The sequence below is a fragment of the Gabonibacter chumensis genome (assembly GCF_024741215.1).
In the GTDB taxonomy this organism is placed as follows: Bacteria; Bacteroidota; Bacteroidia; order Bacteroidales; family Marinifilaceae; genus Gabonibacter; species Gabonibacter massiliensis.
The window spans coordinates 78,505-96,701 of sequence record NZ_JANSKB010000006.1 but is presented as its reverse complement, the minus strand read 5'-3'; the positions used below and the strand labels follow the sequence as shown (position 1 = coordinate 96,701).

Sequence of the window (18,197 nt, the reverse complement as noted above, 5' to 3'; positions counted from 1 at the left end):
TTGATAAATATGATTAAATTTCATAAAAATATACATATCAAAAGTTCAACATAAACATTTTTATCCGGAGCTCTTTATACAAAACCAGATAAAAAAGTCGGATTCAAAAGCTTTGAAAACTTTTGAATCCGACCTCCGTTCAGCAGAATCGATCCTCCCGTTACTTCACGTAATCGTATTTCTGATCGATTCCCCTCTCGTTAACGTCAATTCCTTCATCCATCCAACGAGGCATAGGCGCATCCTTCAAATAGTAATCGAAGAACTGTTGCAAACGAATAGTCCAATCCACCTCTGCAGCATGATTATAGATAAAATGACGATCTCCCTTGTAATTCAATAACCAAGCCGGTTTCTGCAAACGACGCATGGCTAAGAAAAGGTTTAATCCTTCCGAATAGGGCACGGCTTCATCGGCATCGCAATGGAAAATCAACAAGGGGGTTTCAATCTTATCGGCAAAAAAGATCGGGGAATTTTTAATATACATCTCCGTATTTCCTTTTCCCCACAACGGCTTACCCATACGACTCTGAGTCTCTTCGTACATAAACATACGAGGCATCCCGCTGCCGGAACGAATACCCGTATAAGCCGAAACCATGCTGGACACGGCAGCTCCGGGATTAGCGCATTTAAACATATTCGTACGCGTCACCAGATAAGCTACCTGATATCCGGACCAACTATGCCCCTGTATACCTATCCGGTCTTTATCGGCGATCCCCTTGTCTATCAACATCTGGGTTCCACTGACTACCGCGCTATAACTGCTCTCCCCGGGAGCCCCGATCGTAAAATGGACATCAGGCATAAAGACGACATAACCATTACTTACATAGGTCACCGTGTTGATCATGGCACTACTTAAAGCGGGGACATGGTACATGTGAATATCTCCCGTGTGAGTCTCGTAAAAATTCACGATGGTAGGATAAGTTTTGGTCGAATCGTACCCCTCCGGCAAATAGAGTAAACCCCGGTTAGGTTTTCCTTCGTAATTGGTCCATTCCACCAACCGAACGGAACCCCACTTATAGTTTTCCTGTTGCGGATTGGCATACGTCAAACGTTTCGGGTGTGCAAAATCGGACTTACTCCACCATAAATCACGAAATTCCGTGTAACTCTGTCGCGTAAAGATACAGGATTTTCCATCTGTAGAAAATTGATTGACATAAATGGAAAAAGGTCCTTCGATCAATTTCTTAAATTTTCCGTTAGGAGAGAAACGATATATTCCCATATCCAAATTACTTACTTTCACCGTACGCAATAACAGACTCTGGCTTGCGTCCAACGTTTTGGTGTCGTAATCCGCTTTCAACCAGCGCAAAATAATATTATGCTTGCGTCCGTACCCTTGTGTTAAGGAAACGGTTTTATTTTTCCCCGTCAGATCAATGGTCCAGATATCATAACGATCGTAAAGATAAACGGTATTCCCGTCTTCCGACCATCCCGCTATACCGTAAGCATCCGCAGGTTTCGGCTTATCATGGTCTTCATCGTATACCGGGTAACCGATGGCCGAAGAGATGTCGCTCAACTCTCCCGTCCGTACATCCAATTTATACCATACTTTTTCCACTCCATGATACAGCAAGGCATATCGTCCGTTCGGACTCCAGACAGGACGCCCTTCGAAATCCTTAAATAACGGTTTACGCTCTCCCGTTTCTAAGCTGACCAAATATAAATCGGCGTTCACTCCGTCTTTCCAATCGGAGAACCTACGATAGGGAGCTTCATCCACAAGGATAACATATTCATAATCTTCACAAATGGGAGAAGAGATCCGCTCTATATCAGCCGGAGCGATCTCGATGCATTTTTTATCTGCCACATGATAAACATATTTCGGCATTTCTCTCCTGATACGAGTCCATCCCTGTCTTTGACGGCTTTGCGAAACTTCATCATCCCATTTCCACAACTCCAATTCAAAACTGGTATCCGGCTTCGCTTTAGGCTTACGCGGTTCTCTCACCTTAGGTTCTACATCAACTAAAATATACTTACCGTGATTAAAAACAGTATAAGTACTGGGAGTGATCTTGTATTCACCCGGTAATTCCACCTCTTTCAAATCCATCACCAATTTATATTTTCCATCCGCAACAGAAAACGTATACAGTAAATCCGGATTTTTCGAATAAGAAGTATCGGAAGCGACCGTAAACACACCCTCTCTTCCTCCCATTTTCAAAGAGAAATTCTTTATAGGAGCCTTCTGATCCCCGTATATCAACCGATGCTTTCCTTTTAACGGTCCGACGTAAAGACTCTTGTACGTTCCGTTATTCTTCAGGTACGCGATCGTCTTGTATTGGTCATAAGAAACGGGATTTTCAATACTGTCGAGCACCGTGGAATCTCCTGTCTCAAAATTCCATACCACCAATCTGTTAACAGGTTTCCCGTCAGTTTCTCCGATAGAATAAGTATACGTAATGAGTGGTGAACGGGGCGATTCATTAAATGAATACTCTCTATTCCAATACGTTTTTTTCATGTCTTTTAAGGAGAGTAATATCGTAGAGTCGGATGTCAGATTAGCCGTATCCAACGGAGATTTACTCACGGTATATTTCAACCCCTTACCCCCGTTAAAGAAATTCACGTAATTAACATTCCGCAATTCATACTCTTTACCGGTCGCCACATGACGTAAATAGGTTACCGGCTCATCCTTATCATGTCCTTCGCTGTCAATATACGCGAAACGGTAAGTAACCCATTTCCCGTCCTCGGACATCTTTTGAGCTTCCACCCGTCGCCATAGTTTATAAGACTCCAAATCCAAAGGCCTCTTTTGGGCTCCGGCTTCCCATACGACAAGTAACAGGATCAATACACCGAAAATTCGTTTTAAACACATAATATACAATTTAGATTTACCTTTAAACGAATACAGGCTGACCAAGTACAAAAAATATACCCGCCAGCCCGTAATCTTATACTGTATTAAAGTTATTTCGGGTCAAGAGCTTTCTCTACCTTAAACAATAACAATTGATAATAAGATTTGGCCTCGCCTGTACTTCTGTTCACGGCCTGAGCCAGCATATCTTTTGTCTTCAAAAGCATGTTATAGAATAGATGAGTGGTAGAATACGGTTTCGCCTCGATATAATTCACCATACCGAATCCCTCTTTTTCTCCGGCAATCATCATACCCTCTTTCATCGGTTCTACCGGGAATTTGGCATTTTCCAGCAAAGTAAAATTATGCTGATACATGCTCCGAATACCCAAATCCTCGAAATCGGCCAAACGGAATGCTTCTCTCGGAACATCGAATACGGCCGGAGACATATTAACCGTAGAAGTCGTAATGATTCCCATCAAAAAAGCACTCTGTAATTTCATATCCTTATTGGTCAATTTCTGATTCTTCATCGTCGGAGCCCAGATGATATTATAAATATCATTTATATACTCTTCCGGAGTATAGTCTCCTCCCCGTTCCGCCGAAAGGGCGACAAACCGAATCCGATCCAACAACCCGTAAATGATCTCTTCCTCGTTTTTAGACGCTATTCTATCTCCGATTTCAAACTCCTTCAAAACCGCCTCATTATCCAACCAAGAGAGATCACGGGAAAGGCCGACCAAATACTTCACAATCTCCTTTTGCTTTGCCTTCGGTACCGGCTGATAGGAAGGCTTGGTATCTCCCGCACGCTTATCCGTTAAGTACATACCGCCGACATAGGCAAAAACATACTCTAATTTTGATCTGAAGGCTGACGTCAGTCCAATATACATAGAGTTTCTTTTCGCCATGCTTCTGTCCTTGTCTCCTCCATACCAGGTAAACATATTTTGAAGAGACGTTTTCAGGTTGTTCACGGTATAAGTCAATCCTTTCACGGGATCATCCCCCAAATCGGCATAAAGCGAAGTCGGATCATAAGAAGCATAAGAGGCTTGTCTGATTCCGAATCGATACATCGGATCATCCTGGTGTTCACGAATCCACTGATCCAGCACGGGCTCTTCATCCTTCGGGGTAGCAGCTTCATATATGGGTTTATACAACCATTGAATGGCATAATAATCATAAGCCCCGATCCCGGTAGTCGTTAAACGGACGCCCTTCTCCACGTCTTCCGGTTGCGCCACGTAATTAAACATGAAGTAATCCATGATAGAAGGACTCAAGCCGTATTTCTGAGTAAAAGAAGCGGAACGTAAAGAGTCGGTCGGATAGGCAGCCGTAGCTCCCATATTTTCCGTTAAACCAAGACATTTACCAACGATTTGTATCACTTTCAAACGAAGAGCCTCTCCATCCAACTCGGGGGTCGGATCCAACGTGCGAACGGAAGGATCAGCAGCCATCGTCGCAATCAAACGCTCCTCATGCAAACCGGTAACCACATTATCATGAATATACATGGATGCCTGTAAAATTTCTCCCGTACGAGGATCCGTAAACAGGGAGTTTTGAATAAAATACATCCACAAGGGAGCGTAACGAATAGTATTATAGTTGATGTTATTAGCATCAAACGTGGGATCATCAGCCGGAAAGTCTTTTACCCGCAATACATTTTTAAATCCGATTTTCTCGAAAGCCTTATTCCACTCTTCAACTCCGGCCTTAATATAGGGTTTCCAGAATGCAGGCATTAACGTATCGATATAAAATACAATCGGTTTCTTCGGTTCGACCAACTCTCCGTTTCGGTATTTTATCTCATCGGAAGGCTCTATTCTCCAGCGTTTCGTGTAATACATCGGTTTGAAACCTTCGCTCCCTCCGGTATAATCGGTTTTTCCGGTATAAGCGACTCCGATACGGGAATCGGCCATACGGGGACGCATCGGCTCTTCCGGTAAAAGAGATAACATTTTATCCACGTTTACACTTACCGGAACATCTTTTTTCATTAAAAAAGCCCCGAATACCAAATGATCCACATCGTACCCCATATTACACATCACTACGACATTATCGTCATAAGCTTTAATACCGGAAACGGAAGAACGGTCTCCCTGAAATTTATGCGTCCGTGCCACAAAACCGAATAAAGAGTTTCCGGCATAACCGGCAAACGGATTGGTATAATAGGAATGCTCCAAGAACAAATCCGTCATATCGACAACAATCGCCGTACTGTCCGGAGTATAAGCCTTAATCTTAAAAGATTTGAAAATACCCGGTAGATTGGATTCGGCCAAGGCTTGATTTGCTTTCACCTCTTTTCCCGTATTTACAGGGATGTTGAATAAAAGGAATCGAGCTTGTAATAATGAATCCTGACGGGTAAAACGCAAATGCATAGGACGGCCGGCAAACTGTCCGACAACACCCTCTCCGTTATCGCTAATCGTTCTGATAGAGGAGGTCAATGCCATATCCCGATCCAATAAGGCAACCGGGAATTCGACCCAAATCTTTCCCTGCATGTTATGAATCTTCATCAATCCCTCTGCCGTAGTATATTTCTTTCCCCTGAACAACTTATCATAAGCTGTCTCGGTCGCTTTTTTGGTTTCCTTAGTTGTCTCTTTTTTCCGCTTGGCATCTACTTGAGTACAGATACCGAACAAGAAAAACGAAAGAAACAATAAATATATTCCTTTTTTCATATATCAAACTTTAGATTCATGATTTCAGATCCGGGAAATTCGGCGACATACCGCCCCGGATCTTCTATCGCAAATTATTTTTTTAGCGCTTGTTCTATTTTGTAGATCAACAATTTGTAATGTTGACGCGTATCTGCATTCCCGGTATTCGCTTTACTCTTCAATAAAGTCAACGTATTTTGCAACGCATTGAAGTAAAGGTGTTCCAACGGTTCATAGGGAGGAGTAACGCTCACATACCAACCAAATCCTTGTTTTTCGATACCACCGCATTGTACGTCGTCATGACTTATCTCTTTCTTGTTCGTGAACATACCCATCCAATGCTCGGATACCTCACCATACATTTCACGGCTCTTCTCTTTTATGTATTCGGGAACCTGAATCATCAGGTCTTCGGCATGGAAACTCAAAGAATTGCCTCTCATCATATTCATTCCGGTATTTCCGATAGTGAAAGAAACAAAATTCAATTGCAGTTTTTTCTCGATATTACTCAATGATTTACCTTGCTTGGTAGGAGCCCATACAAAGTCCATCAAATCTTTCATATAATCTTTTTGCGTGTAAGGATTCTTCTCCGCTTTGTCCGCACTCGTGGCAACAGCACCGAAACGTTTGGTCAAACCTTCCCAAATAGCATCTTCCATATCGGAAATGATATTGCTGCGGATTTCGAAATTCTTCAATAAAGACTGGTCATTCAACCAAGCGAGATCTTTCAATTGAGCCAACATAAATTGAGTTGCCCGTTTTTGTTTCTCCGTCTCCACGGATTTATAGCTCGGACGTGCATCCTGTGCATAACGCTCGTTCAAATAGATACCGCCGATATTGAAAATCACATGATTGATATAGCGGAAATATTGATAAACCACCTCATTATAAATATTCTCGCGGAAACGGAAATCCTTATCTTCATCACCGATCCAGTTATTCAGGTTTTTCATCAGATATTTCAAGTTCTTCACACCGTAAGTAGCAGCTTTTATCGCATCGTCACCCAAATCTTCTTCCATGGCACTCGGGTCGATCCGATAATTGATCTGTTGTTTTCCGTAACGATAAATCGGGTCATGGGATTTCTCCGTAATCCATTTATCCAATACAGGTACCTCCTCTTCGGATGTTTTAGCTTCGAATATCGGAGTATACAACCAGTGGATAGCATACATATCGTAAACGCCCAGATCAGGAGGGGTCATTTTCACACCCCGCTCGGCATCTCCCGGTTGCGCTACATAATTGTTACGGGCATAATCCATAATAGAGTATGTCGTTCCGTATTTTTGAGTAAACGACGGAGAACGCAAAGAGTCCACCGGAATAGCGGAAGAAGATCCCATGTTATGCATCAAAGCCAAACAGTGACCGATCTCGTGAGCTACCACATAATGGATGCAATCTCCCAAAGTCTCTTCATCCAATACCATTTTACGAACGGAAGGATCTGCAGGTCCTCCTTGGATGAAACGCCAGTTCTGTACTAACTCGATCAAGTTATGATACAGGTATACGGAAGCATTCAGAATCTCTCCGGTACGAGGGTCCGTCCAAGAGGGTCCCATAGCGTTAGCCGTCCAAGAGGGAGAATAGCGCACACAAGAATATTTCAAATTATCCGGATCGAATTCAGGATCATCCGTGGGGAAATCCTTAGCGACAATCGCATTTTTAAAGCCGATAGCTTCAAAAGCAGCCTGCCATTGCTCTACACCTTCTTTGATGTATTTACGCCAAGCTTCCGGGAAAGTATTATCCACGTAGAACACGATCGGTTTTACCGGCTCTACCAATTCTCCCCTCTTATACGCTTCCACGTCAGAAGGCTCCAATCTCCAACGGTTAGCAAAATAACGAGGCTGTATACCGGAACCGTCACTCGTAAATTCAGAACGACCTCCCACGAAGATTCCGATACGAGGATCGGCGTAACGGGGACGCATCGGCTCTTCCGGCAACAAGATAATACTCCGGGTCATTACCGCATTGAAAGGAGCTTTATAAATATAATAGTAACGTTGATCGCTTACGCTGACAACATAACTCAATGAAGACTCCACGCTAACATTATCAGCATAGGCTTTAATACCGGTAATCTGAGAATCCTGTTTTTTAAACTCTTTCTCCAAACGACGACGGTATAAAATAGGAGCATACGGAGAGAACGGTCCGATGTTATCTTCGTTAGAAAGGAAATAATCCGTCACATCGAATACGACAGCCGTACTGTCCGCATTGTAAGCCATAATCTTAAAGGTCTGCATAACGGCGGGAATCGTACTCTCCTCAATCCGCTTGCCAATGTTTTCATCTTTGGTCGTATAATTGGTATTAACGGCACAAAGATTCATGGAAGAATCTCTTTTTACAAAGGTAATGTGCAAAGGATCATACGGTTTTTCACCGACGCTACCAAAACCATTATTGGTAATCCGGGTAATCGTTGATCCCAATAACATATCCTTATTCAATAAATTCAATGGAAATTCGAAATAAACTTTCCCGTCCATTTTGTGAATGGTAATCATTCCCTTTACAGTCTCGCACTTCTGGCCTTTAAATAATTTGTCATAGGCAGACTCTTTCTTTACTTCAACTTTCTCTTCCTTCGATTTCTTTTTCTTCCTTTCTCCTGCAAAAGTCACACTGCTTTGCAACAAGAAAAGACCGATAACAACAAAAACGATAGTTTTCAGTCTCATAATAAATCAATTTTGGTTTAAAATATAGTACACATTAATTGTTCGATCTGTTATGCCGCATGTCCTTGTCAGACCCCTTTCCCACGTGCACATCCGGCATCACAACTCATTATACAAATGAAATAATTTTAATTTAGACAAACTTGCATTATAACATATATAACATAAGTTTAACAAAAGTGCCCCGTTCCGTTAAACTTATAACAAAATGGAGTTCCGGGACAGCGGTTAACCGGGCGTTATTCCCGGTTAACCCCATAGCTATATCCCTCCCCACAAACATTAACGCTTCATAAAATAATTGATATCGCCTTCGTAATCAGCGGAATCATCTTCTAAAAGATGCTTTGCAAAATGAAACCACAATTTCCGTTCGAAGAAATCTTCCGCTTCTCCGCTAAAACCGTGCGTATTACCCGGCAATACCAACATATCGAAATTTTTCCCCGCCTTTATCAAAGCATCCACGACCCGTAACGTATGTGACGGATGAACCGTCTTATCCATATCTCCGGTAACGATCAACAACCCCCCTTTGTAATTTTTGGCCAACTCCGCATTGCTCTTACTTTTAGTCGTAAATGTAATCTCCTCCCGGTCTCCGTTAACGCTATCCTTAACGATTTTCTTGTTCTCTTTCACGCCATAATGGATCTCCACGAATCCCTTATTATAAATATTATTATCGTGATTTCCCGCAGAAGATACAGCCGCACTGTAAAAGTCGGGATAAGTCAATAAAGCCGCCGTAGACATAAAACCGCCCCCGGAATGGCCGAATATTCCGACTTTCTTCCCGTTGATATAAGCATGACGGTCTGCTAACTGTTCGATAACGTATTTATCATCTGCCAAAGGGTAATCCCGTTGATTGCCATAGCCGTAGGTATGATAAAATTTACCCCGCATAGGCGTTCCCCCCCGATGTCCGACAGAGATTACGATAAAACCGACTTGTGCCAAACGGGTATTCAAATCGTCATTTAAGGTAAAACGAGTCTGGACATACTCGAAAAAAGGTCCCGGGTACACGGAAGAGATAATCGGGTAGCACTTGGTCGAATCAAAATCCGCCGGTTTCCACATCGTCCCGTATAAATCGGTAACCCCGTCAGCCGCTTTCACTTTAAAGCGTTCCGGTTTTTTCCATCCCAATTCATAAAGACGGCGTAAATCCGGTTTTTCCAACTCCATAATAACTCTCCCTTTCCGGTCGCGAACCACATTTACAGGCTCCATGTCTACCCTCGAATAACTATCGGTAAAATAGTTGCACGAAGGAGACAGACTGATATCATGCGTCGCGTTCTCGGGAGTCAGCAAGGTTATCGCGTTCGTTTTATCTATATCGGCCCGGTACAACACGTAGTAATAAGGATCCACGTTTGCCTCTTTACCCAAACCGATAAAATAGATTTGTCTCTTTACCGTATCGATTTTCATAATCGGTCCGGCGACCCAGGCCCCGGAAGTCACCTGATTCTTCAGGTTTCCGTTTTCGTCATACAAATAATAGTGTCCCCACCCGCTACGTTCCGAACGGAATAAAATCTCCTTCCCGTCATTCAGAAAAGAGATACTTCTCATCTGATAATCCAAATAAGGCTTATCAACCTCATGAATTAAAACTTTCACCTCTCCGTTTTCCGTGTCCACACAGCAGATTTCACATTCATCCCAGGTTCTCTTGTAACGTTGGAAATAAAGTCTTTTCCCATCATTACTGGTATACAACACGTCAATATACTGATCTTTCCACCGGCTTATATCTATTTTCTTCACTTCCCCTTTATCTGCATCCCCGATCAGAAGTTCATATTGGATCACATGTTCGTCTCCCGCTAACTCAGCTTTGTAGGTTTTCAATTTCGGACGAGGCTCCGCTAACGCATCGACCAACCACAGTTCCTTTACTAAACGGGAATCCTCCCTTATGGCATAAAACTTATGCCCCTGCTTAAACCATTTGGCGGAACAACCGAAACGATCGTCGATTTCTCCTTCATCCTCCCGGTTAAAAGTATAATAACGTTCTCCATCCTTTGTCAACTGTACCTCCGTCGTATCCTTTCCTTTTTCAGCATTCCCGACCACGTAGAGATTATGTCTTTTAGCAAAAAGCATATAAGAACTATCCGCACAATAGTACATCCAATAAGGAGAGGAAGAGTAATAACCTCTCGCTTTCTCTTCCGTTTTCAGTACTTTGGTTTCCGTGTTATAGGCAAAATTATTCCGGTCAAAGTTGAAATAAATGGTCTTCCCGTCGGGAGCAAATTCAAAATTTATATCCAACTCTTTATCGCTATAAGCCTTACGGGTAATCTCACTGATTTTCATCAACAACTCCGCGTTGTCAAAGAGCAAACGTTTACTTTTTTTCGACGGATCGACCAAATAATACCTATTCCCTTCCTCCGTCCGGAAATCATACCAGAAACGGTCGGTATTATTGATATAACGGGGACGTATCTCCAACGAGTTTTTCACGATAGGCACCCGAGTAAGACTCCGGAAACGTTCCGCCAACTCGTAGTTCGCCTTTTGTTGTGCCGTACTGCAAAATACGATCCCTGATAATAAAATACATATTAAAATACTCCGCATCACATATAACATTATTTATGATTTAACGATTAAGAGATTCTGTGATCGAATGAAGTAATCACAGAATCTCTTAACTACATTCTCTTCGAATCTTTTAGTTTCGATCTTTATATTGCTCTATCTCGTAATAAAAATCACCCGTTTCGTCACCCAACAGATGTTTGGCAAAATGAAACCACATTTTCCGCTCATAGAAGGTATTGGCAGCACCTCCAAAACCGTGATTTTCTGCAGGTAAAATGATCATATCAAAGTTTTTATTCGCACGAATCAAGGCATCCGCCATCCGCAAGGTATGTGCCGGATGCACATTATCGTCCACCCAACCGTGAATCAGCAACAAGCCGCCTTTGTAATTCTTGGCCAATTGCATATTCGTGGGGACACTAAATTTAAAGGTGCTTTCCGTCCGATCGCCGTTAATACTGTCTTTAATTACTTTTTTCTCCTCTTTTACCCCATGATGAACCTCTCCCCACCAGGAATTATAGATGTTATTGTCGTGATTTCCGGCAGAAGACACGGCAGCACTATAAAAATCAGGATAGGTACAAATAGCTGCCGTGGACATAAAACCACCTCCCGAATGACCGTATATACCGACCTTCGTACCGTCAATGAAAGAATAACGGTCCGCCAACTGTTCGATGGCATATTTGTCGTCCGCTAAGGGATAATCCCGTAAACGACCGTGGCTATAAGTATGATAGAACTTACCCCGCATAGGAGTTCCCCCGCGATGTCCCACGGCAATCACGATAAAACCGAGTTGAGCCAATCGGGTATTATCGTCATGCAGCAATGCGAACTGCGTCGGAACATACTCGTAAAACGGTCCGGGATAAACCGAAGAGATAATCGGATATTGTTTCGTGGAATCAAAATCGAAAGGTTTCCACATTACACCGTACAAATCGGTCACGCCATCGGCGGCTTTTACCTTAAATCTTTCGGGGGCTTTCCATCCCATCTCCACCGCTCTCCGGATATCCGGTCTGGCTAACTCCATTAACTCTTTACCTTTCTTATTTTTTAGTACAATCCGGGGAACCATATCTACCCGGTTGTAAATATCCACAAAATAGTTATAGGATTTGGGGAAATGAACCATATGGGTGGCATTTTCAAAAGTCAGTTGCTTTACGCTACCCGGTTTGTCGATATCCGCTTTACACAAGGTATAGTAATAAGGATCGATATTTTTATCTATCCCCAAACCATAAAAATAGAGCGTACGTCCGACTGTATCTATATCCGATACCGGACCGGCCACCCAAGCTCCCGAGGTAATGGCATGTTTAAAATTACCCTCCCCGTCATAAAGATAATAATGTCCCCAACCGGTACGCTCCGAACGATAAATAATATCTTTCCCGTCATTCAAAAACATGATATTAGCCATCTTATAGTCCATAAAAGGCTTATCGACCTCATGAATCAACACTTTCACTTCTCCCGTTTTCGTATCCACAACGCCAACTTCCTGTTCGTCAAATGTCCGGGGACGACGTTCGAAAAAGATTTTATCGCCGTTCCTCGAAGTATGTAAAACTGAAAAATATTCTCCGTTCCATTTTTGTATATCGATATTTTTGATCTCTTTCGTCTCTACATCGATAATCACCATTTCCGTACGGCCGGCTTCCTGATCCCCCGGCATGGAATATTTATAGGTTTTCAGTTTGGGACGAGGCTCTGCCAATACATCCACGACACCCATCTCTTTCATATTTCTCATATCCTCGCGAACGGCGAAGATTCTCTTTGAATCTTTCAACCATACGGCAACAGGGGCCGTCGGAAACGTATCCGCCTCCTCTTTCGCGTAAGTATAATATTTCTCCCCATCCGTCGTCAATTGTACAACGGTCGTATCTTTTCCTTTCTCCTTATTCCCCATTAGGAACAGATTATGATTTTTGGCATAAACGATATAAGAACTATCCGGAGAATACTTTTTCCAAGATTCCCCCCATCCCTTGCTGATCACGGTATCCACCTTTTGAACGAGCCCCGTTTTCATATCGTAACGATACCTGTTTTTTTCAAAAACGAAAGTGAAAGAGGACCTTTTCTTATCGAACTCGACCCCCTGAAGAGTAAAATCCTTTGTATCGTATGCCTTACGGGTCTCCTCACTCAATTGTCCCAATAACTTCCCCGTGTCGAATAACAACCTTTTTTCCCGTTTAGCCGGATCCACGTAATAATACTTTTTACCCTCTTCCGTCGTAAAGGAAAACCAAAAGCAATCCCCGTCGTTGATAAATTCCGGGTAAATAGATAAACTGTTCCGGTCGGCATACCGGAAATTTTTAAAAGTAAAACGATCGGCCAATTTATAATTCGCTTTCTGTTGGGCAGAAAGACTAAAACCTGCCAATAGCAGCATCCCTAACACTATATTCTTTATCATCGCTTTCAATTTTCTGTTTCTTTATATTGATCTATAGTTCCAAAATGATCGGCCGTCGTATCGCCTAATAGGTATTTGGCAAAGTGATACCACAGTTTACGTTCAAAGAAATAGTCGTCATTTCCGTATCCGTGACCTTTTCCGGGCAATACCAACATATCAAAATTTTTCCCCGCTTCTATCAGTGCATGAGCCATCCGTAAGGTATGAGCCGGATTAACGTTTTTATCCATATCTCCCGTGACCAACAAAAGATGTCCCTTCAGATTTTTCGCAAGCTCCATATTCGTAGCAACCTTCACGCTGAATTCCGACACTTCCCGGTCTCCGTTGATGCTGTCTTTGATCACCTTTTTCGTCTCCCTCACTCCATGATGAATCTCGACCCAACCGTTATTATAGATATTATTATCGTGATTTCCCGAAGAAGAAACCGCTGCTTTGTAAAAATCAGGATAGGTACAGATGGCAGCCGTGGACATGAAACCGCCACCGGAATGCCCGAATATACCGACTTTTGTGATATCTATAAACGAATAACGATCGGCTAATTGTTCGATAGCGTATTTATCGTCTGCCAAAGGATAATCCCTTAAGTTACCGTATCCGTAACGGTGGTAAAACTTACCCCGCATCGGGCTTCCTCCGCGATGTCCCATAGACACCACGATAAATCCAAGCTGCGCTAACTTCATATTGTAGCTGTCGTCCAAACTGAATCCGGTAGAGACATATTCGAAGAAGGGGCCTGGATAAACGGAAGAGATGATCGGATATTTCTTGTTCGGATCAAAATCGGCCGGCTTCCACATGATCCCATGAAGATCCGTCAAACCGTCTGCCGCTTTCACGGTGAAACGTTCCGGAGCTTTCCACCCCATCTCGTAGGCCCGACGGAAATCAGGCTTAGCCAACTCCGAAATAATCACTCGTCCCTTATTGTCTTTCAACACGAACTTAGGCTCCAAATCCACCCGGGAATAAGTATCTACAAAATACTTTCTGGATTCGGAAAAGGTAGCTTTATGCTGACCGTCTTCGGGAGATAACAAAACAACTCCTTCCCGATCGATATGAGCTTTCACTACCTGATAGTAGTACGGATTTATCTTTTTATCATACCCGTGTGCGTATAGATAGACGGTCCGACCGGCAGTATCTATGGCCGCAATCTGTCCGGCCACCCAATCTCCGGAAGTAATCGTATTTTTCAGGTTTCCCTCCCCGTCGTAATGATAGTAATGGGCCCATCCGGTACGTTCCGATCGGTAAAGAATATCCTTCCCTTCATTTAAGAAAACGATATTCCGCATATGGTAATCGATATAGGGCCTGTCCTCCTCGTGGATCAATACTTTCACTTCTCCGGTCTCCGTATCGGCAACACAAAGCTCCACCTCATCCCGCTTTCTCTTGTAACGCTCAAAGAAAATTTTATCTCCCTTCTTGGTCGTGTATAACACTTCCATATCCTGATCCTGCCATTTACTCGCATCGATTTTCAATACTTTGCGTTTTTCGACATCGATAACGGACAATTCCCATTTAGATAACTCTTTCGCCCCGGCCATATCGTATTTATAACTTATTGCCCTGGGTCTCGGTTGAGCCAATACGTCGATCACGGCCATCTCTTCCACCTTCCGTTGATCCCGGCGTAAAACGTAAGCTTTATTGGCGAACTTAAACCAACGTCCCTCCATTTCCGTCTCCGTGGAGTCCATACTTTGGTTATCCCGGGCATAGGAGAAATATTGTTCCCCGTCCGTTGTCAATTGTATTTCGGTCGTATCCTGACCTTTATATATACTCCCTCTGACATAGAGGTTGTGATTTTTCGCGTATAAAATATAAGTGCTATCCGGAGACAACGACATCCAGGAATACCTGATAGGCTCTTCCTTCTGCTCCGGCTTCGGCAATTGTTTCACGACCTTCGTCTTCATATCATATTCGTACTCTCCATCATCCATCGAAAAAGTCATCTTCGACAAATCCTTTGAGAAATCGATATCCGACAGCACCAGATTCTTCTCGTTATAGGCCCTACGAGTGTATTTGCTCACACCCTGGGCTATATCCGTGTTATTGAAAAGCAAACGCTTTTCTCCTTTTTCCGGATCTACGAAATAAAATTTTTTTCCCTCGTCCGTTCTGAATTCAAACCAAAATTTTTCTCCGTTATGGATATACCGGGGAACGATCCGCATGCTATTCTGCGACACGACCCCGCTTAATCCCATTCGAGTAAACTTTTCCGCCAATTTATAATTTGCTTTCTGCTGAGCATTCCCGCTTCCGAAAACAAAAAGAGACAGAAATAAAATCAAATACTTTTTCATACAATATTTATTTACATACAATTAACACACTTTCTTCTGCTTTCTTCACCACCTGTTAGAACATAGAAGGGAGCCTAAGCTCCCTTCCATATTTATTAAAATTCAATTTGTAGTTAATTCGGCTGATACGGGAAAGTTACCATAGTACTTTCTCCGTACTTATATATGACATCTACGATACTACCAAATCCGGCATAATGATACAACTCCCGCATCTCGGTCACCTTCGCCGCATCCTCGTCGTACTTCAGCTCGTAAATATAGAACTCTCCGTTATCCAATGCCACTCCGACATGAGCACCGCCGAAATCATATCTCGGGCTATCCGCATCTCGTCCCATATCCTTGGCATCGATGGCAACGATATTACCGCCGAAAGTCATAAACTCTTTACCGGGATCGTTCTCATCGGTCAAAGAACAACTGTATAACTTATTACCGTTAGCCACGATCAAACACTTATAGTAGTAAAGAGCAGCCGCATCCGTGAAATTATCCATCATGGCAGAAGAAATTTTATGTGTTCTTCCGTTGGTTGAGGTAACATCCAAATTCGGCTCTTCCGAAGAAGGATTACTCTTATATTCAAAAGAATAAGTATGCATGTAATAATCGTTCTGTCCTTTCAGCAAAGATACGAACGAAGGATCTTCGTACTCTCCATCCGTCCATGTCGTAAACAATACCTCTTCCGGAATATTCTGGAACAAAGTCTTATCGTAACTCGATTCGGGGAAACGAATCTCGGCTAACGCACCCGCTTTACCACCCATTTGAACATCCTGACTACCGTATCTGGCAGTAGCATCGTCTACGATTCCGACCAAGGTATTATTCTGGTCCAGAGCTAAGAAAAACTTAGCGTTATTCCGGTTGGATTGATAAAGTGCTTTAAATTTTCTTCCGTTGAAGGCCGGCTCCGACGGATATCTTCCGGCATGGAAATCGGTGATTACGGCTCCCGTACTCGTGTAAACATAACCGTCTTGATCCAATACGCATTTTAATCCGGTTGTCATAATAGCATCCAAAGGACGGAAATTGGAGGGAACGGCTCCCGAGAATTCTTCTTCCGTATTAATTACTTTATGCAAGTCGCTCCCGTGTAATTCAGCGCATTTGTTATCTTGTAACACAACAATTTCATCCATGGCTCCGTCAAAACCATAATCGTAAATCATAAAAGATTCTCTCAATTTCTTCGGTCCCGTTCCCAGATCCTTTACAATATTGATATCCTGACCATCATACAAAACCGTATCTTTGGTTTGATTTTCCGGTAAAGCGACCTCGCTTCTTCTCATCAACACCATGGACACCTGAGAAGCGTCTCCGGCACCCTTGGACAAGATCATCCACCCTTTTAACCAGCGAGAGTCAACGGAAACCTGAGTTCCTGCCACAAACTGAACACCGGTCTGATTATCGGTCACACAAAAAACTATTTTATGTGTGGCGATAACATCCGATTTGAATGTATACGTGGGCTCCGTATGTTCGGTCAAAGCGCCGTTGACATACCAGGAGTAGCTCACATCCGGGTTCAACGTGTCTTTGGAAAGTTTCACTTCGGGAACCAAATGCACCTCTTCGCCGGGGAAACAAGTATAAACAGTTCTTAATCCTGTAATCTTAGAATCTCCAACCGTATTTATATCCTTGTAATTGTAGTTGTTTTTATCGTCCAAACAACTCACTGCCAACAGCAGCATTACAATCCATAAAAAATTATGTCTCATCTTATTTTCTCGTTTTAATTATCCCTTGATAGGAACAGTTATTACTCTACCTTTCTCATCCTTCAACGGTGTCAACCCGGCAGCTTGATTAGCCGGATCATTGTTGAACTCCTCGATCTTGTACTTCAATTGCAAACAATAACCTCTCAATTTGTTCCGGTCTTTTCCGTCAAAGGGTTCACCGTCCAGTATATCCAGGAACATCAGGTATTTCGTATCCGAATATTCTCCGATATAATAAGCTTCCGCTATATTAAAGAGGGGTTGTCCGTTCGTACCGATAAAATCCCATACAGTCCACCATTCCGGTTGGAAAATCCTGTCCGTGATAGAAATAATCGCTCTTTGATTGATAATCGGTCCTTCCAAAACATCCCCTTTCGGATCGATTTTCAAAACCAATCTCAAATTTTTCGTGGCCAAATCGGGATGGTTGATAAATTCGATAAAGATCGTATCAACCTTATGGTCGGCACGGTAAACGAATTTTTCCGGAATAACATAATTCTCTGGATACAAGGTGGTTTCGTTCAAATCTGCAGATACGGTGTACTCGATATCCTGATCCGGCCATTTACCGGCAACCGTTACCTCCACGGGAATCGTAATCCGGTTCTCTCCGGCAAACAATTTAAAAGAAGTCGCCGTGCTGTCTTTCGTCGCATCTTTAGAAAAATAGATATAAGTCACATCATTCGAATTTTCCCATAAACCTTGCTCGTCGCAAGCCGACAGAGAAAATAGGGACAATAAAAGAAGTAATATAATATTTGTCTTCATAATTCGA

General features: G+C 42.8%; 8 protein-coding genes. All 8 read right to left on the bottom strand.

All coding sequences use genetic code 11. The annotated features are described in order from the left end of the window. Window positions 1-160: 160 nt before the first annotated feature. The 8 genes from NVS78_RS12880 to NVS78_RS12845 all read right to left on the bottom strand — a co-directional run bounded on the left by NVS78_RS12880 (window position 161) and on the right by NVS78_RS12845 (window position 18,190). Window positions 161-2,881 carry a S9 family peptidase gene (locus NVS78_RS12880; RefSeq protein WP_286359540.1) on the bottom strand — a complete coding sequence of 907 codons (2,721 nt, stop codon included), beginning with the start codon at window positions 2,879-2,881 and terminating at the stop codon, window positions 161-163. 92 nt (window positions 2,882-2,973) lie between these two features. After that, entirely contained in the window at window positions 2,974-5,601 is a 2,628-nt protein-coding gene (locus NVS78_RS12875) for a zinc-dependent metalloprotease (protein WP_286359539.1), read from the bottom strand. A 74-nt stretch (window positions 5,602-5,675) separates the two neighbouring features. Next, on the bottom strand, window positions 5,676-8,306 hold the full coding sequence (locus NVS78_RS12870; protein ID WP_286359538.1) for a zinc-dependent metalloprotease: 2,631 nt from the start codon (window positions 8,304-8,306) through the stop codon (window positions 5,676-5,678). Between the two features lie 282 nt (window positions 8,307-8,588). Continuing rightward, window positions 8,589-10,913 (bottom strand): S9 family peptidase, encoded by a 2,325-nt coding sequence (locus NVS78_RS12865; protein ID WP_286359555.1) that lies wholly within the window; start codon window positions 10,911-10,913, stop codon window positions 8,589-8,591. A gap of 94 nt (window positions 10,914-11,007) precedes the next feature. Continuing rightward, a complete protein-coding gene (locus tag NVS78_RS12860) occupies window positions 11,008-13,329 on the bottom strand; it encodes a S9 family peptidase (RefSeq protein WP_286359537.1) in 2,322 nt (773 codons plus the stop codon). 5 nt (window positions 13,330-13,334) lie between these two features. Further along, on the bottom strand, window positions 13,335-15,671 hold the full coding sequence (locus tag NVS78_RS12855; protein ID WP_286359536.1) for a S9 family peptidase: 2,337 nt from the start codon (window positions 15,669-15,671) through the stop codon (window positions 13,335-13,337). 113 nt (window positions 15,672-15,784) lie between these two features. Continuing rightward, window positions 15,785-17,410, bottom strand: a complete 1,626-nt coding sequence (locus tag NVS78_RS12850; RefSeq protein ID WP_286359535.1) for a PKD-like family lipoprotein — start codon at window positions 17,408-17,410, stop codon at window positions 15,785-15,787. 18 nt (window positions 17,411-17,428) lie between these two features. After that, entirely contained in the window at window positions 17,429-18,190 is a 762-nt protein-coding gene (locus tag NVS78_RS12845) for a DUF4843 domain-containing protein (protein ID WP_286359534.1), read from the bottom strand. Window positions 18,191-18,197 lie beyond the last annotated feature (7 nt).

Bases quoted from the DNA above. Each gene is read 5' to 3' on its own strand.
- NVS78_RS12880 (WP_286359540.1), bottom strand. From the start codon at position 2,881: ATGTGTTTAAAACGAATTTTCGGTGTATTGATCCTGTTACTTGTCGTA.
- NVS78_RS12875 (WP_286359539.1), bottom strand. From the start codon at position 5,601: ATGAAAAAAGGAATATATTTATTGTTTCTTTCGTTTTTCTTGTTCGGT.
- NVS78_RS12870 (WP_286359538.1), bottom strand. From the start codon at position 8,306: ATGAGACTGAAAACTATCGTTTTTGTTGTTATCGGTCTTTTCTTGTTG.
- NVS78_RS12865 (WP_286359555.1), bottom strand. From the start codon at position 10,913: ATGCGGAGTATTTTAATATGTATTTTATTATCAGGGATCGTATTTTGC.
- NVS78_RS12860 (WP_286359537.1), bottom strand. From the start codon at position 13,329: ATGATAAAGAATATAGTGTTAGGGATGCTGCTATTGGCAGGTTTTAGT.
- NVS78_RS12855 (WP_286359536.1), bottom strand. From the start codon at position 15,671: ATGAAAAAGTATTTGATTTTATTTCTGTCTCTTTTTGTTTTCGGAAGC.
- NVS78_RS12850 (WP_286359535.1), bottom strand. From the start codon at position 17,410: ATGAGACATAATTTTTTATGGATTGTAATGCTGCTGTTGGCAGTGAGT.
- NVS78_RS12845 (WP_286359534.1), bottom strand. From the start codon at position 18,190: ATGAAGACAAATATTATATTACTTCTTTTATTGTCCCTATTTTCTCTG.